Source organism: Phytoactinopolyspora limicola (assembly GCF_011320225.1).
GTDB classification, from domain to species: domain Bacteria; phylum Actinomycetota; class Actinomycetes; order Jiangellales; family Jiangellaceae; genus Phytoactinopolyspora; species Phytoactinopolyspora limicola.
The window spans coordinates 192,927-213,788 of record NZ_JAAOEN010000002.1 but is presented as its reverse complement, the minus strand read 5'-3'; the positions used below and the strand labels follow the sequence as shown (position 1 = coordinate 213,788).

Sequence of the window (20,862 nt, the reverse complement as noted above, 5' to 3'; positions counted from 1 at the left end):
CCGGCCTGAGGGGCCAGACATTCCTGTTGGTTCATGAAGGCAGCGGAGTGCTCGACGGGCCGACGGCCGGCGAGCGGTGAGGCAGCCATGACAGCCAGGCGCCGCCAGGTCGAGTTCCGGCCATTCCCGGCGCGTCGGCGTCTCCTGACCGCGGCGATGCGGGTTGGCCGCGCCATGGTTCCGATGCACGGCCTAGTGCAGGCCGACGTGACCACGGCGCGGCGCTGGCTGCACGAACAGCGGCCACGGGTGTCATTCTCGGGTTACGTCGTGGCCTGTGTGGCACGTGCGGCGGCTACGCATCCGGAGGTGCACGCCTATCGGGACTGGCGAGGCCGCGTAGTGCTACCTCAACACGTCGACGTCGCGGTGCTGATCGAGAAGGCACTCGGCGACGGGCCGGTTCCGGTGGCTCATCTGGTTCGTGACGCGGATGTACGAGAGGTGACGGACATCAGCTCCGACATCCGCGACGTGCAGGCCGGCCGGTCCCCCAGCAGCGCCGGCGCGATGTTCGACCGGGCCATGATCGTGGCGCGTATCCCGGGTGCCGTCCCGCTCGTCATGCGTGTCATGCGTCGATCAGTCCGCATGCACGAGTGGAGCGGATCGGTGGCGGTGAGTTCGATCGGCATGTTCGCCGGGGGAGGTGGTTACGGAATTGGGGCGCCGACCATGCTGACCTTGAACGTGATGGTCGGCGGGCTGAGCGAGCGGCCCCAGGTGGTGGACGGGAAGATCGAGGTCAGAACGATGGTGGACCTGACCATCACCGTCGATCACACCGTAGTGGACGGTGCCCCGGCGGCGAGATTCGGTGCCGCCCTCCGGAGCCTCCTCGAGTCCGCGGACCTGCTGCCAGGAATTAGCGACAGCTGATCCGCGGACGTCTCTCCCGCCGCGGTTCACCGAAGCGTGTGGTGGCGGCACGCGGGTAACGCGCTGCCCGTAGTGGAGAGCACGGTGCGGTGGCGCGTTGTAGGGACCGGTGGTTACGTGGCGGGTGGCGGCTGTTGATGGTGCCGCGGCCTGGTATTTCGCCGCGGTGTACGAGTTGCGTCTATCCACGCGGGTGGCAGGAACTCAGGATGCCCGTGGACGCCGAGACGGACGTCCCAGCCGCCGTGGTGGATGACGCGGTGGTGATGTCCACAGAGCAGGACGAGGTTCTCGACGTCGGTATCGCCACCATCGGCCCAGTGTTTGATGTGGTGGGCATGGCACCACTCCGGTGGCCGTGTGCAGGCAGGGAAGACGCAACCGCGGTCGCGTGCCACGAGAGCGGTCCAGATCCCCGCAGTGACGCTACGTTCAGCACGCCCGACGCGTAAGGGGACGCCGTGTTGGTCGACCAGAACAGCGGTGACTGCGGCGTCGCAGGCGAGCCTACGAGCGGTGCCGGTGGAGACGGGGCCACCCCAGGTGAGCTCGGCGGGGGCGACCCCGAAGCGGCGAGCCCAGGTGTCCTGCAGCCAGCGCCGCGGCTCATGGCCGCGGGATGCGTCGAAGTCCACGAAATGCACGCTTGAGCCACGGTCCACGTCGCTGCCGTCGTGGACGTCTCCCGGCTGGTGAGGTCCCCTCGCAGTGGTGCGACCGCAGGGGAAGTCACCTCCGGGGGAGTTGCGCTCGCCGGTGTGGCCCTCCGCGGTGCTGCTGCTAGTGGTGCGGCCTCCCGCGGTGCTGCTGCTAGTGGTGCGGCCTCCCACGTCGCTGCCGTTGGCGTGGCCGCATGTTTGGTGGTCGCCTTGGCCCTCCGCGGCGGCCTGCTGGTGCAGCAGAGTGGTGAGGTTGGCCAGCAGGAGCAGCTGAGTGGGGTGGCCGTGCCGAGTGGGCAGGTCACCGCGGCCGAGAAAGCGGCGGCAGAGCTCGACCAGAGCGTCGGCATGACGTTGCTCGGCGGCCCGGGGGTCGCGTTCTCCGTCGGCAGTTGGTTGGGGTGCCGCGAGCGGGTCGAGTGCGGTGCGCACCGTCGCCGCGTCTTCGTTCGAGAGCAATCCGCTGATGCGTACTGTGCCGTCGCCGAGATCGACCAGCCGCAGCCGCCTCTGACGCCGAGCGCGTTCTTCACGCTCTTCCAGGCTCTCCCCGGCCAGCACGTGCAGCAGGTGGGTGGCCAGGCGTTGCAGGGTGGCCGGGTCATGTTCCTTCGCGAACGCGGCGAGGTCTTCCTCCGCCAGGGTGGCGTCCTCAGCGGTGACATCCGGCGGCAGCTGAGCCATCGTCCTAGAGATGACCATCGCGTGATCGGTCGATACCTCACCCGCGACGAGCGCGGCCTGCGTGGCCGGCATCGACCGTGGGGCCTTGGCGCCCGCCGCAGGGTTGGCAGCGAAATCTTCCACCGGAACCGGTGGGCTGAGCCGATGGGCGAGATCCACAGACGACTTTGCCGTGCCTGGGCGCATGTTGAGCAGGTCTCGTATCCACGCCGGGGTGGACGAGGCGCCACGGCGACGACCCAGGTCCCGGGTGTCTGCCTCGGCCAGCAGCCGCAAGAACAATTCGGCCTGCTTCGCCGCTAGCCCATGAGCCCGCGCGAGTGCTTCGGCAAGTTCGTCATCGCCGAGCGAGTCGGCCTGAACCGCCTGCCCCTGCTCGAACACGGCGTCGGCGGCATCGAGCACATCCGCTACCGGATGGGCTCCAAGCCCGCCAATGACACCGTTATCGAACATGAGTTCGATTCTATGGCTCGCCACTGACAGTCTCGCGGTGTGTCAAAACGCGCTACACAAGTACAGGGGACGTACCACCAGCGCGGCGCTCGGGTACTTCGCCTCTCGGATCTATGTCGGCGGCGAAGCACAATGAGGATGTAGGCCGCTCGTTGGAGAGTAGGCGTCGACATGAAACGCAACCAGCGGACACTAGCCGTGACGATGACCGCCGCCGTGGCGCTGGCGGCGCTCGCATTGCTCACCGTCCTGGCGCTGCGCGCCGATGACCCCAGGTCGCCGGATGATCTGCAGGTGGCGACACCGGGATCGGTTGCCCCTCTCACCGGCCTGCCTGTCGACGACCCCGTAGTTCTCGAGCGTCCCGCTGTCGCGATCAAGGTGTCTGACGTTCGTCAGGCCCACCCGCAGGTCGGTGTAGACCGCGCGGACATCGTGTTCGCGCAGCCGATTGGCGAGGCGTATCTCCGGCTGGCGGCGGTTTTCCACTCCGATCTGCCCGCCAGCGTTGGACCTGTGCGATCGGTCCGTCCGGCGGACGCCGCGTTGCTCGGTCCGCTGTCCCCGGTCTTCGCCAACACGATGGGCGCCGGTTGGGTGGTCGAGTACACCGACAGCGTGGCGGACTGGGACAACCTGGGCACCTCGCGGATGAGCGGAACCGGGGCGTATGTCCTCGATCCCGCCCGCCCGAGGCCGGACCACGTGTTCGCCCGGCCCGCCATACTGCTCGACGCATCCGATCGCGCCGAACCGCCCGCACCGTACTTCGCCTACGCCGGCGGAGCCGAGCCCACGTCAGCTGAACAAGCCGCTGGCCCAGGGGCTTCGATCGAGATTCCGTACGCAGGCGCATGGGTGGTGGGGTGGAGATACGACGCGGCGAGCGGGCGCTATTCGCGGGCACAACCGTGGGGTCCGCACGTGATGGCGGACGGCACGCAGATTAGCGCTACCAACGTGGTGGTCATTCAGGTCGAGTCCGTCGTCGACAAACTGGTCGACGGCCACGGCGCTGCGGTGCCGGTGCTGCAACTCGTCGGTGGCTCCGGCACGTTCATTGCCTTTTCCGAAGGCTTCTCGGTGACGGGTACATGGACGAAGGGCGGAGCCAACGATCCATTCGAGTTCCGAACCGACAGCGGGACCGAGCTAGCGCTGTTGCCCGGAAATACGTGGGTCGAACTCCCCGCGTTGTCGGCGACGGTCGCGGCCCGGTGATCGTCGGACCACCCCATGGTCTGGGCCCAAACACTGGGGCCAACGTTCAGTGGCGCGAGGAGCCGGAGCGGGACCGGGGGCGTCCGGCGTCGCGGCTGCGGTAGACGATGTAGGGCCGGAACAGGTATCCGACGGGTGCGCTGAAGGCGTGGACCAGCCTCGTGAACGGTATGGAAACGATGAGCAGCAGTCCGGCCAGGGTATGGATCTGGAACGACGCCGGTGCGGCGGCCATGGCGTCGACATCAGGGTTGAGCGTGAAGAGCGACCGGAACCAGACGGAGACGGTCTCGCGGTAGTTGTGTTCCTCGCCCACCACTCCGGCGCCGATCAAGGTCGTCGCCAGGCCGGTGACGATAGCGGCCACCAACACGACGTACATCGCCTTGTCGTTCCTAGTGGTCGCCATGAACACTGGTCCAGTAGTGCGGCGCCGGTAGATCAAGATGGCGATGCCGGTCAGGGTGCTGAACCCCGCGATGGCGCCGAGCACCAGCGCTTGGATGTGGTAAGCGTCGTGGCTGACGCCGATGGCGTCGGTCCAGGACTCCGGGATGACCAGCCCGATGATGTGCCCGATGATCACCACTAGCAGCCCGAAGTGGAACAGTGGACTGCCGATCCGCAGCAGCCGGCTCTCGTACAGCTGCGACGAGCGGGTGGTCCAGCCGAACTTGTCGTAACGATAACGCCAGGCGGTGCCACCGACGAGCAGGGCGAGGGTGACGTAGGGCAGGGCGGTCCACAACAACGTGTTCATCGATTGACCATCCGGTAGGGTTCTAGCCCCACCAATTCAGTCGGCGGGCCGGTGGCGGCGATCCGGCGGGCGGCGGCAACGGCATCGCTGGCTGGGCCGGGCAGGGTGGCGCACACGGCGTCGAGAACACCCGCGTACGGGGATTCGGCCTTGTGCAGTGCTTGCCGGAGGAGCTCGAGGCCCGGCCGGTGCTCGGTCAGTAGCCGTTCTCCACCAGCGGGATCGATCGTCGCCGCGAACTCGAGGACAACGGCTAGGTGGTCGGGCAGTTCATCGCCGGGCGGTAGTGCCCCGGCCTCACGAAAGGCCGCCTTGAACGCGACGAGCGCGTGACCGCGGTTGCGGGTGTCGCCATGCACCCACCAGCTCAGGTACAGGCAGCACTTCTTCCGCAGGTCGAACGTGGTGACGTAGCTCCGTTGCTGGTCACCCAGCGGGGTGGCGTGTACATAGTCGAGGGTGGTGGTGAGCGGCCCCTTCAGTCGGGCCGGAAGACCCGCGACGGCTTCCTGCAGGAGGTCGAGCCGGGCCAGCAGGCTTTCGTCGGGGTAGGCGAGCAGCAACGACGCGACCTGCCGTGCCGCAGCGGAGCCTTGATATCCGGATCGCTCAGCCATCGCGGCGCTCCTCGTTGTCTGGGAACAGGCCCTCTGGGCGCCCCTGGCCGTCCCAGTTGAGCAGGTTGAGCCGTTGGTCTTTGTTGTCCGGCCCGGCGGGTGTGTCCGTGGTCTGCCGGACCCGCAGCGCATGGAAGGTCTCGACCGAGACCGGTGAGGGTTGCCCGGATGCCTCGCCGAACGGTCCGGACCCCGTGACGTACATGCCCGGCCCGCCGTCGTAGTCCAACGAACAGCTCAACTCCTCGAGTTGGCGGCCGGTCTCCTGGTGGGCGGCGGGGATCACGTAGCGGTCTTCGTACTTGGCGATCGCCAGCAGCCGGTACATCGCGTGCAGGGATTCTTCGGTCATGCCGACGTTGGCCGGGATCTCCGGACGGGTGTCCTTGCCGAGGTTGACGTCCCGCATGTAGGAGCGCATCGCGGCCAGCTTGCGGAGCACGGCGTCGACGGGCGCCGGATCGCCCGCGGTGAAGAGTTCGGCCAGGTACGAAATGGGGATACGCAGCGCCTCGATGGCGCCGAAGAGATTGCCCGCGTCTTCGGCGTCGTGTCCGGTGTCGCGGATCCGGTCCACCACGGGCGACAGCGGCGGGATGTACCAGACCATGGGCATGGTCCGGTATTCCGGGTGCAGGGGCAGTGCGACCCGGTAGTCCTTGGCGAGTTTGTACACAGGTGAGCGCTGCGCCGCGGTGATCCAGTCGTCGGCGATGCCGTCCCGACGGGCGGCCTCGATCACGGCGGGATCGTGCGGATCGAGCATGATGTCGAGTTGCGCCTCGTACAGGTCTTTCGGGTCCTCGACGGACGCCGCTTCGAGTACCCGGTCGGCGTCGTACAGGATCAGCCCGAGGTAACGCAGCCGCCCCACGCAGGTCTCCGAGCAGACCGTGGGCAGGCCCACCTCGATCCGCGGGTAACACAGCGTGCATTTCTCGGCTTTGCCGGTGCGGTGGTTGAAGTAGACCTTCTTGTAGGGGCAGCCCGAGACACACATCCGCCAGCCGCGGCACCGGTCCTGGTCGACGAGCACTATGCCGTCCTCGCTGCGTTTGTACATCGCGCCGGACGGACAGGATGCGACACAGGACGGGTTGATGCAGTGCTCGCAGATGCGCGGCAGGTAGAACATGAAGGTCTGCTCGAACTCGAGCTTTACGTCATCGGAGATCTTCTTCAAGACCGGATCGTCGGCGACGAGGTCCGGGCCCCCGGCCAGGTTGTCGTCCCAGTTGGCCGACCATTCGATCTTCATGGGGTCGCCGCTGATCAGGCTGCGGGGCTGGGCAACCGGCATTTGGTCGCTGAGCGGAGCGTTGATCAGCGTTTCGTAGTCGTAGGTCCAGGGCTCGTAGTAGTCCTGGATCGACGGCATCTTCGGGTTGGAGAAGATCGTGAAGAGTTTCCGCAGCCGACCACCGCCCTTGAGCCGCAGTCGGCCACGGCCCCGGCGATTGACGCGTTCCCATCCACCGCGCCAACGCTCCTGATCCTGGTAAGTGCGGGGATACCCCTGGCCAGGCCGGGTCTCGACGTTGTTGAACCACACGTATTCGGTGCCCGGCCGGTTGGTCCACGCCTGCTTGCAGGTGACCGAGCAGGTGTGGCAGCCGATGCATTTGTCAAGGTTCATCACCATCGCCACCTGCGCCATACACCGTCCGATGGGGCGGCTGCCGGCACCCCCGGCGCCGGTCGTGTGGTTCGGATCGTCGACGGTCATCAGTAGGTCACCTCCTGGGAGCGCCGGCGTACGACGGTGATCTCGTCGCGCTGGTTTCCGGTGGGCCCGAGGTAGTTGAAGGCGAAGGAGAGCTGTGCATAGCCGCCGATCAGATGGGTGGGTTTGACCAGCAGCCGGGTCAGCGAGTTGTGGATGCCGCCGCGTTTGCCGGTGGTCTCGGTCAGGGGGACGTCGATGGTGCGTTCCTGGGCGTGGTGGACGTAGACCGTCCCGGCCGGCATCCGGTGGGACACGATGGCGCGGCACACCACCACGCCGTTGCGGTTGACCGCCTCGACCCAGTCGTTGTCGCGCACGTCGATCCGGGCGGCGTCGGCCGGGCTCATCCACATCGTCGGGCCGCCGCGGGAAAGGCTGAGCATGAGCAGGTTGTCCTGGTATTCGGAGTGGATCGACCACTTCGAATGCGGGGTCAGGTATCTGACGGTGAGGTCGGTGACTCCGGTGCCGCTGCCGTCGCCCAAAGCCGGCTCGTCGAAGAGCGCGGTCATGTCCAGTGGTGGCCGGAACACCGGAAGTGTCTCGCCGAGGTCGCTCAGCCAATCGTGGTCGAGGAAGAAGTGCATCCGCCCGGTCAGGGTGTGCCAGGGTTTGAGCTCTTCGACGTTGACCGTGAACGGCGCGTACCGGCGTCCGCCGGTCTCGCTGCCGGACCACTCCGGACTGGTGATGACCGGAACCGGGCGGGCCTGGGTGTCCGGAAAGGTGATCCGCTTCTCTTCGGCGCCTTCGGCCAGGTGGTGCAACGGGCGGCCGACCCGCTTCTCCAGAACGCGGAAGCCTTCGGTGGCTAGCCTGCCGTTGGTGGTGCCGGACAACGCGAGGATGGCCGAGGCCATCTTGATGTCGGTGTCGAGCGCGGGGCGTCCGTCGGCCGGAGAGCCAGGTGCGTTCATGACACCACCCAGCGCCGCGAGCTCCGAGACCTCGCGATCCGGTTTGATGGTCACGGCCTTGGTCGTGGTGCCCAGACTGTCCACCAGCGGGCCGAGGGTGGCCATCTTGTCCGCGATCGCCGCGTAATCACGTTCGACGACGGCCAGGCCCCACATGGACTGACCAGGAACCGGGTCGACGTCGTCGCGGCGCCAGTCGCGCACCAGGCCACCGGGCTGGGCGACCTCGCCGGGGGTGTCGTGCTGGAGCGCGGTGGCCACCAGATCCTTGCGCACCCCGAGGTGTTTGGCGGCCAGCGCGCTGAACGCCCGGGCGATCCCGGAGAACGTGTCGAAATCGCTGCGGGTCTCCCACGGCGGATCGATGGCTGGGGTGAACGCGTGAATGTACGGGTGCATGTCCGTGGTGGACAAGTCATGTTTCTCGTACCAGGTGGCCGCGGGGAGCACGACGTCGGAGAGCAGCGTGGTGCTGGTCATCCGGAAGTCCATCGACAGCAGGAGATCGAGCTTGCCCTCCGGCGCCTCGTCCCGCCAGGTCACGTCGCGCGGGCGGCGATCCTCCGGGGTCTGCGAGGCGCGCAGGTTCGCGTCCGTGCCCAGCAGGTGCCGGAGGAAGTACTCGTTGCCCTTCGACGACGAGCCCAGCAGGTTGGCCCGCCAGACCGTGAGCACCCGCGGCCAGTTCTCCGGAGCGTCGGGATCCTCGCAGGCGTAACCCAGCTGACCACTGCGCAACTGCCGCACGACGTGTTCCTTGGGGTCCACGCCGGCCGCCTCGGCCTCGTCGACCAGATCGAGCGGGCTGCGGTCGAACTGCGGGTACGACGGCATCCAGCCCATCCGGGCGGACTGAGCGACGACGTCGGCGGTGTGCATCCGATCGAAGTGGCCGGCGGCCAGCGGTGAGGCCAGCGCGTTGGCCTGGTATCCGTCGTAGCGCCACTGATCGGTGTGGGTGTACCAGTAGGCGGTGCCGATCATCTGCCGCGGTGGGCGAGACCAGTCCAGTCCCATGGCGAGTGTGGCCCAGCCGGTGAACGGACGGCACTTCTCCTGCCCGACGTAGTGCGCCCAGCCGCCGCCGTTGCGGCCCATACAGCCGGTCAGCATCAGCAAGGCGAGGATGGACCGGTAGGTGGTGTCACCGTGGAACCACTGACAGATCCCAGCGCCCATGATCACCATGGAGCGCCCGCCGGACTCCTCGGCGTTCTGGGCGAACTCACGGGCGATCCGGGCCGCGGTCTCGGCCTTGACCGACGTGATCTCTTCCTGCCAGGCCGGCGTGTACGGATGTGTCGGGTCGTCGTACCCGGTGGGCCACTCGCCGGGAAGGCCGTCGCGGGCGACACCGTACTGCGCGAGCATCAGATCGAACACGGTGGTGACCAGCCGCCCACCCAGCCTGCGGGCAGGGACGCCGCGGCGCAGCACCGCGGGACCGGTGGGTTCGTCGAACCGGGGGAGCAGCAGCTCAACACCGGTGCTGTCCGGTTCGCCGTGCAGCGTGAGCCGGGGCTGGACGTCGTCCAGGTCGAGGTTCCAGCGCCCGATCCCGGACTCGGTGTGCCGGAACCCGATCGACCCGTTCGGCACCACCGGTGTGCCGGTGTGCTCGTCGAGGACGACGGTCTTCCACTCATCACCCTCGCCGGGCTCCCGCGCGTCGTCGGCCGCCAGATCCGCGGCCGTGACGAACTTGCCCGGTACGTAGGCGCCGTCGCGTTCGGTCAGCGTGACCAGGAACGGTAGGTCGGTGTACTGACGGACGTAGTCGGTGAATGCCGGGACCTGGCGATCGGCAAAGAACTCACGCAAGATGACGTGGCCCATCGCCATGCCGAGCGCGCCGTCGGTGCCCGGCTGAGCCGGCAGCCATTCATCAGCGAACTTGGTGTTGTCCGCATAGTCCGGGGAGACCGCGATGACCTTGGTGCCCCGGTAGCGCGCCTCAGCCATCCAGTGCGCGTCGGGGGTGCGGGTCACCGGCACGTTGGAGCCCCACATCACCAGGTACGAGGCGTCCCACCAGTCGCCGGACTCGGGAACGTCGGTCTGGTCGCCGAAGACCTGAGGTGAGGCCACCGGCAAGTCGGCGTACCAGTCGTAGAACGACGTCATCGCGCCACCGATGAGCTCGATGAACCGGGCACCGGCGGCATGGGAGACCATCGACATCGCGGGAATGGGGGAGAACCCGGCGACGCGGTCCGGGCCGTACGTCTTGATCGCGTGCACGTGGGCGGCGGCGATCATCTCGACCGCTTCGTCCCAGCTGATCCGGATCAGCCCGCCTTTGCCGCGTGCCTTCTGGTAACGGCGGCGACGTTCCGGATCGGCCTGGATATCGGCCCACGCGTCCACGGGATCGCCCAGCCGGGCTTTCGCCTCGCGGAACATCTCCACCAGGACGCCCCGGGCATACGGATAGCGCACCCGGGTGGGTGAGTACGTGTACCAGGAGAAGGCGGCGCCGCGAGGACACCCGCGGGGTTCGTACTCCGGGCGGTCCGGGCCGACACTCGGGTAGTCGGTCTCCTGACTCTCCCAGGTGATGATGCCGTCTTTGACGTAGACCTTCCACGAGCACGAGCCGGTGCAGTTCACCCCGTGAGTGGAGCGCACCACCTTGTCATGGCTCCAGCGGTCGCGGTAGAAGACGTCGCCCTCCCGGCCGCCGTGTTTGTGCACGGTGCGGTGGTGGTCGCCGACGTCGCTACGGCTGAAGAATCGTCCGGTCCGCAACAGAAGCTCGGCGACCGGTCCGTCGAGGTGTGCCGCTGAGGTGTGCTGCGCCGTCGGGTCGTCGGCAGCCGATGGCATTCAACCACTCCGTCCATGATCGATCTTGAACGCCGAGACACCTCCACCCTGCCGGATGGGCCCCCTGTCTACACCAGAGTCGAAGGGCCCTAGTAAGCCAGCGCCAGGTCGCTCTACCGTCAGGATCGCCGAACGGTTTCGTGACGACGACGGGAGAGATGGTGAGCACGCAACCGACACCACCCAGTGCGTCGAAACGGGTCGCGCCAGAGGGAAACACGCTGATGCTCGCGCTGGCCACGCTCGGATTCGTCGTGACGTTCTGGGCGTGGGCACTGCTGGGGCCGCTCGGGCCATCCTTGCGGGACCGGCTCGACCTCACCGTCAACGAGCAGGCCATCGTGGTTGCGGTGCCGGTGATCGTTGGCTCCCTGGGGCGTATCCCCGTCGGTGCCTTGACCGACCGGCTCGGCGCACGTGTCATGTTCCCGACGATGAGCCTGCTGACCATTCTGCCGGTCCTCTACCTGGGGCACCTGGCAGACACCTACGCGCAGCTGCTGATCGGCGGGTTCTTCCTCGGCCTCGGCGGTACCACGTTCGCCATCGGCATCCCGTTCGTCAACTCGTGGTATCCGCCCCGGATCCGGGGCGCTGCTCTAGGGGTCTTTGGTGCCGGCATGGGTGGCACCGCCATCGCGGCGTTCACCACCGTGCCGCTGGCCGACAACGTAGGCCCGTCGTTCCCGTTCACCCTCGTCGCCATCGTCCTGGCGATCTACGCCGTGGTCGGATGGCTGCTGCTACGGGACCGGCCGGACCGCACCGTGGCGGCGGGAAGTCTGCTCTCGCGCACGGCCAGCACGTTCACACTCCCAGCCACAGTGCCGCTGGCGTTGCTCTACGCCGTCTCGTTCGGCGGCTTCGTCGCGTTCAGCGTCTACTTGCCCACGTATCTGAGAAACGCGTTCGAGCTCTCGCAGTCCGACGCGTCCTACCGGACGGCGGGGTTCGTCCTGCTGGCGGTCGTGGCCCGACCACTTGGTGGCTGGTTATCCGATCGGTTAGGTCCGGTGACGGTCCTGGTCTGGGTGTTCGGGGCGGCGGCGGCGCTGGCCGCGCTGGCATCGTTCGAGTTCGCGCTGGTCCCGGTGGGAACGGTGGCGTTCCTCGGCCTGGCGGCCGCGTTGGGTGCGGGCGCCGGCGCGGTGTTCGCGTTGGTTGCCAGGTTGGTGCCAACGGAACGGGTGGGATCGGTCACCGGTGTGGTGGGTGCTGCCGGCGGACTTGGTGGGTTCTTCCCGCCCTTGGTGATGGGCGCGTTCTACAGCGCCACCGATTCTTACACCTGGGGGCTGATCCTGCTGGCGCTGACCGCGACGGCGGCGTGTGTGTATACGGCGACGGTCGTGCGGCGCCAGGCCGCCAGCGGGCCCGCCGGATGATACCCCTCGGCCGGCGGCGCACCAGCCAACGGCGACGATGAGGGTATGACGGACACCTTGACCGCTGGCTTCGCCTTCCACGACGTCGTCGTCGAGCGCGAAGGCGTCCGGGCGCTCGACGGATTCACCGCTCGGTTCCCCGCCCGCGGAGTGACCGGCGTGTCCGGCCCGTCAGGTGCGGGGAAGAGCACGGTGCTGCGCCTGTGCAACCGGCTCGAGGTGCCGACGTCGGGACGGGTGTCGTTCCGGGGCGACGACGTCGCCGACCTGGATCCGTTGCGGCTGCGTCGCCAGGTCGGCATGGTCTTCCAGCGGCCGACGCCGTTCCCAGGAACGGTCGCGGACAACTTGCGCATCGCGGCCCCGGACGCCGGGCAGGAGGATTTCGAACGGGCGTTGCGGCGGGCCGCTCTCGAAGGTGACTGGCTGGAACGCGACGCGACGGCGCTGTCCGGCGGTGAGGCGCAGCGCATGTGCGTGGCGCGCACGCTCGTGACCGAGCCGGACGTCCTCCTGCTGGACGAGGCGACCTCCGCGCTGGACGAGGCTGCGGCCACCGCCTTCGAGCAGACGGTGCGAGAGCTGGTCCGGGACGGATTGACGGTGGTGTGGGTCAGCCATGATCTCCACCAGCTCCAGCGGGTCGCTGACGTCGTCGTACGGGTCGAAGACGGCCGATGCGCGGGGATCGACTCGGTCCGGCCCGGTGAGGCGACCGGAGAGGTGGTGTGACCATGGATGGCGAGGTGAGTATCGCTGGACTGGCGACGTCGTTGTCGCTGATCGGGGTAGCCGCGGTGATCTCGCTCTGGCAGCGGCTCGGCCTGGAGCGACAGGTGGTGTGGGCCGCTGCGCGCGCTCTAGTGCAGCTCCTCCTGGTCGGGGCCGGGCTGGCGCTGGTGATCGAACCGGGCCGGAGCCTGTGGTGGTCGGCTGCGTGGGTACTGGCCATGGTGGCCTACGCCGGGGACGTGGCTCGTCGGCGTGCCCCCGAGGTGCCGGGCATCATGTGGATCTCGATCGCCGCGTTCGGCACCGCTGCGCTCGTCACGCTGGGTGTGTTGTTCGGGTTGTCGGTGTTTCCTTTGGAGGGGCGCACATTGGTGCCGATCGCCGGGATGATGGTGGGCAACTCGATGACCGCCACTGTGCTCGTCGCCCGTCGTCTGGTGGAAGAGCTGCGGGACAAACGGGACGAGGTCGAGGCGCGGCTGGCGCTCGGACAGTCGTCCAAGGTGGCGTCGATGCCGTACGTGCGGACGGCACTGCGTTCGGCGATCTCGCCGCAGATCGAGACCACCAAGGCCACGGGGCTGGTGTTCCTTCCGGGCGCGATGACCGGCCTGATCCTGGCTGGTGTCCCGCCGGCCCAGGCGGTGTTGGTTCAGGCGGTCGTGATGTTCCTGATCCTCGGTGCGGTCGCGACGACCACCGCGGTCGTGGCCCTAGGAGTGGTCCGTCGGCTCTTCACCGCTGACCACCGGCTGCGCTGGCTGCCTCGGCCAGCCGCTCGCACGTGACGTGCTCACGGTCGCAGCGCGCCGAGTCCCTTGGATCCTGCGATCCGCCCTGAGCACCCCGGCGTCGGGACGCCCGCGGTACGTCGGGACTTTCGGCCCTGGTTCAGGGTGTCCGAAGCGGGGAAGCTAGGGCACTAGGTGTATGGCCCGCAGCGAGGGAGGACATGGATTTGACCGTGCCACAGTGGGGAGCCGTCCGATGGTTGATCTTCCTACCATGACCTCGCTTCAGAACGAGCAGCGTCGGCTGGTTCCTCTAGGCCGCGCCGAGGCTCTTCAGCTGCTGTCCCAGTCGGCCCTGGGCCGGGTCGTCTTCACGATCGACGCGTTGCCGGCCATCCGCCCAGTGAACCATCTGATCGACGGTGGCGACGTCGTGATCCGGACACATCTGGGTTCCGCGATCACCTCGATGTTGGGCTCTTCGCAGACGGGAGTGGTCGTCGCATACGAGGCCGATGACATCGACCCCGACAGCCACCTCGGGTGGAGCGTCGTGGTTACCGGGTTGGCTCGGCCGGTCGAGGACGGCGCAGACGTCGCCCGGTACGAGCAACGCCTACGGCCGTGGATCACCCAACACATGGATCAGGTCATCCGGATCGTGCCGGACATGGTGGCCGGCTACCGGCTCGTCCCCAATGGCGACGGCGGGTGACTCCCGGCGCGTTCGATCTCGCTGAGGACACACCGCAGCAACCGGTCCACGGCCGCCGCCACCGCTGCGGTGAGGCCCGGCCCGGCGCTGAAGTCGGCCCCGTCGACCGCGAAGACCACCAGGCGACGGGGCATCGGTCCACGGGCAAGAGCCTGTTCGACCACTGGATTCGTCCCAAGGCCAGGTGTGCTCGACCAGGCGTCGTCCTCGGCTGCGGGCCGGTCGACGATGATCTGGCGCAATGTACCCGGGCAGGACGATCCGTTCTGGACGGCGGCGATGACGATGACGGGGTCACCACCAGACCACAACTCCACCAGCTGATCAGGTTCGTCGTCGGCGATGGCCAACGTCACGTGTGGAAGAGACCGGCGCTGGAGCATGCGGATGACGGTCGGCCCGACACCGTCGTCGTGCCGCAGCTGATTGCCCACCCCAATGACGACGACCTGACGGGTGGGTGTCGCTGGTGCTGTCTGAGCCGGGTACATAATCCGTCTCCCTCCGTGCCTCATAGCTCGATTTCACTCGATCCGGTGGGGCGGCTCCTAGAGGCGCCGGTCGGCCGGCCGCGGGACTTTCGGCCCCGAGTCCGGCTCGTCCGTCGGTAGGTGTCCAGGCTGGGCGTGTGGTCTGCTGGATACGAAGGGCGACGCTGCGCTCCTGGAGGTGACGGTGCAAGAAACAGTGGAGAGAGCTCGTCGGTCGCGGACAACAAGAGGTATTTCGGCGCCGACGGTGGCGTTGACGACCGCCGCGGTGACCGGGCTCGCCGCTGGTGGTGTCGCCACGTTCGTCGGTGCTGGTGGGCTAGCCACCGCGGTGTGGTCGGTAACCATCGTCGTTGTTCTGCTACCGGCTGTCTGGTGGGTCGCCGGCGCGTTGCGTCAGCGGCAGTTCGGCGCCGACACCATCGCGGTTCTTGCGCTGATCTCCACCCTCGCCGTCGGTGAGCACCTGGCTGGCGCCGTGATCGCGGTGATGTTCAGCGGAGGTCGGGCGTTGGAGGAACGGGCCACCCAGCGGGCCGAGCGCGATCTGTCCGCCCTGATGTCCATAGCGCCGCGCTACGCACATCGGCGGCTCACCGGTTCGGACGCTGAGACCTACGAGACGATCGAGGCCAGCGAGGTCCGAGTCGGCGACCAATTGATCGTCCGTCCCGGCGAAGCCGTTCCCGTCGACGGGACGACCGTCAAGGAGCCGGCGACGATCGACGAGTCCATGATCACCGGTGAGCCGTTGCCGGTGGAGATCGAGCCGGGCGGTGAGGTGCGTAGTGGGACGGTGAACGTGGGCTCCCCGGCGTACCTGGTGTGCACGGCGACGGCGGACGACAGCACCTATACCGGGCTGGTCCGGCTCGCTCGCGAAGCCGCCGCGGGAAGTGCTCCGTTCGTCCGGATGGCTGATCGCTACGCGGCGTTCCTGTTGCCCGCCACACTCGTGCTGGCCGGCCTGGCGTGGCTGTGGTCCGGGGATCCGGTCCGCGCGGTCGCGGTTCTGGTGGTGGCGACACCTTGCCCGCTGATTCTGGCGGTGCCGATCGCGTTCGTCTCGGGTATGTCGCGGTGCGCTCGCCGGGGTGTCGTGGTGAAAGGTGGGGCTGCGTTGGACCGGCTGGCCCAGGCGCGGGTCCTGCTGTTCGACAAGACCGGCACGGTCACCCAGGGGCGCCCCGTCGTCGCCGATACCGTCACCGCACCCAATGTTCCGGCGGATCACGTCGTGCGGCTGGCGGCCAGCCTCGACCAAGCCTCGTCGCACGTGCTGGCGGGAGCGATCGTCGAGGCCGGTACCTCGGCGGGGATGGCGCTCAGCGCGCCGTCGGATGTGGTGGAGGTACTCGGTCAGGGCGTCCGCGGTGAGGTGGACGGCCACGCCGTCGCCGTCGGGAAGGCGGCCCTCGTTGGTGCCCCAGTGCCGGCGTGGGCTGAGGCGGCTCGCCGACGGGCAGCGACCAACGGCATGATCACCGTGTTCGTCGGCGTCGACGGCAGATGCGCGGGGGTGTTGCTGCTGAGGGATCGGATCCGCGACGACGCCGCCCGTACTATGCGGTTGCTCCGCCGTGCGGGGATCGAGCGGACCGTCATGATCACCGGGGACCGGGCCGACGCCGCGGCGCGGGTGGCCGCCCGGGTCGGCGCCGACGCGGTCCACGCTGAGCAGACACCGGCCGGGAAGGTCGACGCCGTGCGGGCGGAGACCGCTCAGGCCAAGACGCTGATGGTGGGGGACGGCATCAACGACGCTCCTGCGCTGGCGGCTGCCGACGTCGGGGTGGCACTCGGTGCGCGTGGTGCTTCCGCGTCGTCGGAGGCGGCCGACGTCGTGATCACTGTCGACCGGCTAAGCCGGCTGGCGGAGGCGGTGGCGATCGCCAGGCGCACCCGGGCCATCGCCCGACAGAGCGCAGTCGTCGGCATCGGACTGTCCGTGATCGCGATGGGGGCGGCGGCAGCCGGTGTGTTGACGCCGGTTGTCGGGGCACTCGTCCAGGAGGCCATCGACGTCGTCGTGATCCTCAACGCTCTGCGGGCATTGGGGCCGGGCCGTTCGCGGACACCTCAGCTCCGGGGCGACGTGGCTGACCTGGTGCGCCAGCTCGACGAGACACACCGGCGAATCCGGCCGCGGATCGCTGCATTGCCGCAACTGGCCGAGGATCTCGCTGACCTCGACCCGCCAGAGCTGCACAGTCGACTCGACGAGCTGATCGCGTTTCTGACCGGCGAGTTGCTCCCCCACGAGCAGGTCGACGAGGAGTTGCTGTACCCGCACGTTGGCAAGGCACTGGGTGGCACCGACGCGACAGCTCCGATGAGCCAGCAACACGCGGAGATCGTCGACCTCGTCCGCCAGATCGAGCTGTTGGTCGCCGAGACGAAGGCAGGGGGTTCTCCGGAGACCCTCCGAGACCTACGGCATGCCCTGCTCGCGTTGCACTCGATCGTCCGCCTGCACAACGCGTCGGAGGAGCAGAATTATCACGTATTGGCGGACGGGTGACGGTGGGGCTGTGCGAGGGTGTGTCACGGCCGGCGGCGATGAGCCACCGCGACCGGGCAGTGTGCGTGCCGCAACAGGTGCTGGCTGACCGAGCCGAGCAGCAGTCCACGCATCCGTCCGCGTCCTCTGGTGCCGACCACGACGAGCTCGGCGCCGAGGCTTTCGTCGACGAGGCGGATGGCGGGATCACCACCCAGCAGGACAGTGGTGGCGTCGACGTCGGGGTAGCGCTCCCGGCAGCTGGCCAGCTCGGCCGCCGTTTCCGGCAGATGCTGGGTGAACAACGTCTCCCGCCTCCCGTGCTCCTCGTCCATGCCAGACCAGCAGCAGACGACGGTGACCGGCAGCTTGCGCAGGGCGGCCTCGGCGAACGCGAAACTCAGGGCCCGGTGAGAGTCGGCGGAGCCATCGACGGCGGCCACCACGCGCCGGTGGCCGTCCACGACCGGATCGCCGGTGCGCGTGACGACGACAGGGCACGAAGCATGGCTGGAGACGGTTGTGCTGACCGAGCCGAGCAGGGCAGCGGTCACCGGCGACCGTCCCCGCGAGCCCAGCACCATGAGCTCCGCTTCACGGGTAGCGTCCAGCAGCACCGCCGACGCCCGGCCAGGGGTGTGCGTCCCGACGACACTCTCGGTCGGAAGGCGGTCCCGCGCGTACGACATGGCGTGCTCGAACGCCTCTGACGTTCGGTGCGCCGGTGCCGCACCCTGGATCATGAAGGTCTCGGACGAGTACGGAGGTTTGTACGGGTAGTAGTGCGTCGCCGGGGCCGGGTCAGCGACCAGGATGACGTTCAGCGGTGCCTCTCGAAGCCGGGCCGCTTCGACCGCCCACCGCAGCGCTAGCTGGCTACCAGACGTCCCGTCGACGCCGACGGCGACCTGGCGTGCGCGTTGGCCAGGAGATTCGTCATGGTCGGCACGGTCCCGTGCCACCGGGTCCTGGTGCTGGGTTGTCATGATGGCCCCTCCAAGATCGCGAGCATGCGGCCTCCCCGGATGCCCTGTCGAGTGGACGTGGCGGGTACCGCCGCATCCAGCTACACCCACTGTGCTCGCGAAGAATTCACGGACGTAGTGCCGGAAGTCCCTCGCGCGATTGCCTTCGGCCCTGGTTGGCTGGGTCGGGGGGACAGATTCTGGGTATAGGCACCCATGTCGAGGAGGTGGACGTCGTGCAGGCGAACATCGGTGACCACATCGTGGTCGGGGCTGGTCAGCAAGGTCAGCGTGGACGGGAAGGCGAGGTAGTCGAGGTCCAGGGCAGAGGCGGCACGCCGCCGTACATCGTCAGGTGGATCGATACCGGCAAACTCGCCCTGTATTTCCCTGGCCGGGATGCGCACGTCCAGCATCCACAGGGCAACCGCTACTAGCGTCACGCCCGTCCCGGCGGCGCCAACTCGTCTGTGCCGTGCCCGCCCTTCAGATGTGAGCCTCCGCCTCGGCCGCCTGCCGCACCAGGCGGCGGGCCAGGTCACGAGCCTCGGCTGGGCTGAGGCTGAGCCATAGGTCGTCATACTCGGGGTTCGTCCGCGGAACGTCCACCACGATCCGGTCTACCGGACGGCTTACGCCGGGCAGCCGCAGCCGTCCCACCTCGACCACACGTCCGTAGCTCGTGTACATCGTCTCGTGCCGGATGCTATTGGGCATGTCCGTTCCCTTCGTATGCGTGACTGAGCTGTACCCCGTTACGCCGTCTCGTACTACGACGCGCCGCGTGTGCGCCACGTTCCGTCCGATCTCAGGTCACCGTCCGGGGCGTGGAGTCGGATGCCTGCCACGAGGTGGTCTCCGCCGGTAGGCGAAGACCACCTCGATCGTGGGCTTGCTGGTCCAGCCCGGTCTCGGCCCGTCACCCGACGGGCTCGGAGCGCCCGCCTGGTGCCGGTCCGGCGGCTGGCCCACCTGCGGGGGCCATGGTGCCGCCCGGGGGCGGCGGGGCGTCCGTGGCGGAGCTTGCCGGCACGGACGGGTCGCCGACGCTGGTGTCGCCTATCAGTGATGGCTGTCCGCGCTCGTCACGGAGCTGCAGCCAACCGGCGAGGGCGAACAGCGCCGAGAAGATCGCCACCATGGCGGTGGTCATCTGCCCCATCGACTCGGTGTAGCCATCGGGGGCGATCCCACCGGAGCCGACGACGGCGATCGTCGCGGCGACCGCGTTCACCGCGGCCAGGGCGGCTAGCACCGGGATCGCTCGGCGCGGGATCGGCAAGCCGTAGCGGGGTGGGCGTTGGCCGATCCGCTGGGCGTCGAGGCTGAGCGTGCGGCCCGAATCTAGGGCGAGCACCACGACGAGCAGCCCGAAGACGAACGGCGCATATCTCGTCATGCCGAGCACGCTCAGCCCACCGAGGTAGACGAGGCCGACACCGGCCGCGGCACGGGTCCACAGGCCTAGGACGAGCAGGACCCCGACGCCGACCTGCACGATTCCGAAGACGACGATCCAGAAGGCAGTCGAGGGCAGGAAGAGGTTGTCGACGACCCACGAGAACGGCTGCCAGTGGTTGGCCACCACAGTCTCGAAGACCTCGCGCTGCGCTTCTTCCCCGGCCCACCCGGGTAGTGCGTTCACGCCCGGATCGATGCGGACCCAGATCTCGTGCAGGAGCTTCACGCCGATGAACACGCGCAACAACGCGGCGACGACCGACAACCGGTCTGTCGCGCGGCGGCCCAGATAGAACCCGGCGGCGACCAAGGCGAACAAGAACGCCAACTCCATGGCGACCAGGTTCATCCGGGTGGTCTCCCGCATCGGCATCTGCAGGAAGAAGTAGATCGCGGCCAACGCGGCGCCCGCCATCACCACGGACTGCGCCCGCGCCGACACCAGCAGCGGAAGGTCGATCAGCCAGCGGATGGCGCTCGCTCCACGACCGCGCATGGACTGGACTCGGGCCATGATGCGTCCGTCGAGTCCGTGGAACCGTCCCGCTCCCGTGTAGAGCAAGAGCAGGTGTGCGGCGACGAAGAACGGCGGGATCCGGGAGTTGCCCAGGAAGAGGATGCTCAGGTCCATCGTCAAGGCGATCAAGGCGACCGGGCGGACCAGGAAGCCCAGGATGAAGCAGAGCCCGAAGGCTACCTGGAGGATCACCACGGCGTAGCTGAAGATCGTCGCCCCCTCGGCGATCACGTTCTCGTACAGCAAGGCCACCCAGTGCCACGTGCCGTCGTCGACGGCCTGGTCGATGTTCTCCTGCACGGCGTCACCCGCGCCGGATCCCAGCCAGCCGGGATTAACTCCCGAGCCGAAGCCGCCGATCTTCCAGTTGTGGCCAACGGTGACTTCGAAGAGCCAGAACACACCGATGAAGACGCGCGCGAAGGCGATGGTAGCCGCCTTGCGGGTCTCCCGCATGATCGGTGTCTCGGTGGGGCTGTCCACGGTGATCGCCTCCTTGGTCGGCATCAACCCGCGGTCATGGCCGCGGAGGTGGTGACGACGCTAGGAGCAGCCAGCCACACAACCCAGAGGCGATGGAGGTCAGCAGGTGGGACCTTCGGCCCATGATCTTCCTCATG

At 68.1% G+C, this 20,862-nt stretch carries 17 protein-coding genes; 8 read left to right on the top strand and 9 right to left on the bottom strand.

All coding sequences use genetic code 11. The features are described from left to right. Positions 1 to 87: 87 nt before the first annotated feature. Positions 88 to 879 carry a 2-oxo acid dehydrogenase subunit E2 gene (locus tag G8760_RS06610; protein WP_166348667.1) on the top strand — a complete coding sequence of 264 codons (792 nt, stop codon included), beginning with the start codon at positions 88 to 90 and terminating at the stop codon, positions 877 to 879. 113 nt (positions 880 to 992) lie between these two features. On the opposite strand, the gene G8760_RS29760 is transcribed toward G8760_RS06610, so the two are convergent. Then, entirely contained in the window at positions 993 to 2,678 is a 1,686-nt protein-coding gene (locus G8760_RS29760; protein WP_207782091.1) for an HNH endonuclease signature motif containing protein, read from the bottom strand. A gap of 171 nt (positions 2,679 to 2,849) precedes the next feature. Between G8760_RS29760 and G8760_RS06600 the strand changes: the two genes are divergently transcribed. Continuing rightward, positions 2,850 to 3,899 (top strand): DUF3048 domain-containing protein, encoded by a 1,050-nt coding sequence (locus G8760_RS06600; RefSeq protein ID WP_166348664.1) that lies wholly within the window; start codon positions 2,850 to 2,852, stop codon positions 3,897 to 3,899. Between the two features lie 46 nt (positions 3,900 to 3,945). On the opposite strand, the gene narI is transcribed toward G8760_RS06600, so the two are convergent. From narI to G8760_RS06580, 4 genes are all read right to left on the bottom strand, one after another. Beyond that, complete coding sequence (gene narI / locus G8760_RS06595) at positions 3,946 to 4,659, bottom strand: respiratory nitrate reductase subunit gamma (protein WP_166348661.1); 714 nt, start codon at positions 4,657 to 4,659, stop codon at positions 3,946 to 3,948. After that, entirely contained in the window at positions 4,656 to 5,276 is a 621-nt protein-coding gene (narJ, locus tag G8760_RS06590; protein WP_166348658.1) for a nitrate reductase molybdenum cofactor assembly chaperone, read from the bottom strand. The genes narI and narJ overlap by 4 nt, the downstream gene beginning before the upstream one ends. Beyond that, the gene (gene narH, locus G8760_RS06585) at positions 5,269 to 6,933 is read right to left on the bottom strand and encodes a nitrate reductase subunit beta (RefSeq protein ID WP_207782172.1); all 1,665 of its coding nucleotides are present in this window, start codon (positions 6,931 to 6,933) and stop codon (positions 5,269 to 5,271) included. The genes narJ and narH overlap by 8 nt, the downstream gene beginning before the upstream one ends. 68 nt (positions 6,934 to 7,001) lie before the next feature. Continuing rightward, entirely contained in the window at positions 7,002 to 10,745 is a 3,744-nt protein-coding gene (locus G8760_RS06580) for a nitrate reductase subunit alpha (RefSeq protein ID WP_166348655.1), read from the bottom strand. A 158-nt stretch (positions 10,746 to 10,903) separates the two neighbouring features. On the opposite strand from G8760_RS06580, the gene G8760_RS06575 reads away from it, so the two are divergent. The 4 genes from G8760_RS06575 (at position 10,904) to G8760_RS06560 (ending at position 14,308) form a co-directional block, all read left to right on the top strand. Further along, positions 10,904 to 12,130: an MFS transporter gene (locus G8760_RS06575; protein ID WP_166349957.1), complete on the top strand. Its 1,227-nt coding sequence runs from the start codon at positions 10,904 to 10,906 to the stop codon at positions 12,128 to 12,130. A 45-nt stretch (positions 12,131 to 12,175) separates the two neighbouring features. Beyond that, positions 12,176 to 12,862, top strand: coding sequence for an ABC transporter ATP-binding protein (locus G8760_RS06570; protein ID WP_166348652.1), 687 nt, complete (start codon positions 12,176 to 12,178; stop codon positions 12,860 to 12,862). A gap of 2 nt (positions 12,863 to 12,864) precedes the next feature. Further along, a complete protein-coding gene (locus G8760_RS06565; RefSeq protein WP_166348649.1) occupies positions 12,865 to 13,650 on the top strand; it encodes an ABC transporter permease in 786 nt (261 codons plus the stop codon). A 217-nt stretch (positions 13,651 to 13,867) separates the two neighbouring features. Continuing rightward, the gene (locus G8760_RS06560) at positions 13,868 to 14,308 is read left to right on the top strand and encodes a pyridoxamine 5'-phosphate oxidase family protein (protein ID WP_166348646.1); all 441 of its coding nucleotides are present in this window, start codon (positions 13,868 to 13,870) and stop codon (positions 14,306 to 14,308) included. Here the strand turns inward: G8760_RS06560 and G8760_RS06555 are convergent. Next, positions 14,275 to 14,799 (bottom strand): hydrogenase maturation protease, encoded by a 525-nt coding sequence (locus tag G8760_RS06555; RefSeq protein ID WP_166348643.1) that lies wholly within the window; start codon positions 14,797 to 14,799, stop codon positions 14,275 to 14,277. The two genes, G8760_RS06560 and G8760_RS06555, sit on opposite strands and share 34 nt — an antisense overlap. Before the next feature lie 247 nt (positions 14,800 to 15,046). Between G8760_RS06555 and G8760_RS06550 the strand changes: the two genes are divergently transcribed. Beyond that, a complete protein-coding gene (locus G8760_RS06550) occupies positions 15,047 to 17,320 on the top strand; it encodes a heavy metal translocating P-type ATPase (RefSeq protein ID WP_207782090.1) in 2,274 nt (757 codons plus the stop codon). A gap of 23 nt (positions 17,321 to 17,343) precedes the next feature. Here G8760_RS06550 and G8760_RS06545 read toward each other — a convergent pair whose 3' ends face one another. Further along, positions 17,344 to 18,285 (bottom strand): universal stress protein, encoded by a 942-nt coding sequence (locus G8760_RS06545; RefSeq protein ID WP_166348640.1) that lies wholly within the window; start codon positions 18,283 to 18,285, stop codon positions 17,344 to 17,346. Positions 18,286 to 18,500: 215 nt separating this feature from the next. Between G8760_RS06545 and G8760_RS06540 the strand changes: the two genes are divergently transcribed. Continuing rightward, the gene (locus G8760_RS06540) at positions 18,501 to 18,701 is read left to right on the top strand and encodes a DUF1918 domain-containing protein (protein WP_166348637.1); all 201 of its coding nucleotides are present in this window, start codon (positions 18,501 to 18,503) and stop codon (positions 18,699 to 18,701) included. A 49-nt stretch (positions 18,702 to 18,750) separates the two neighbouring features. Here G8760_RS06540 and G8760_RS06535 read toward each other — a convergent pair whose 3' ends face one another. After that, entirely contained in the window at positions 18,751 to 18,981 is a 231-nt protein-coding gene (locus tag G8760_RS06535; RefSeq protein WP_207782089.1) for a hypothetical protein, read from the bottom strand. A 202-nt stretch (positions 18,982 to 19,183) separates the two neighbouring features. Next, positions 19,184 to 20,749 (bottom strand): DoxX family membrane protein, encoded by a 1,566-nt coding sequence (locus G8760_RS06530; protein WP_166348634.1) that lies wholly within the window; start codon positions 20,747 to 20,749, stop codon positions 19,184 to 19,186. Positions 20,750 to 20,862: the final 113 nt, after the last annotated feature.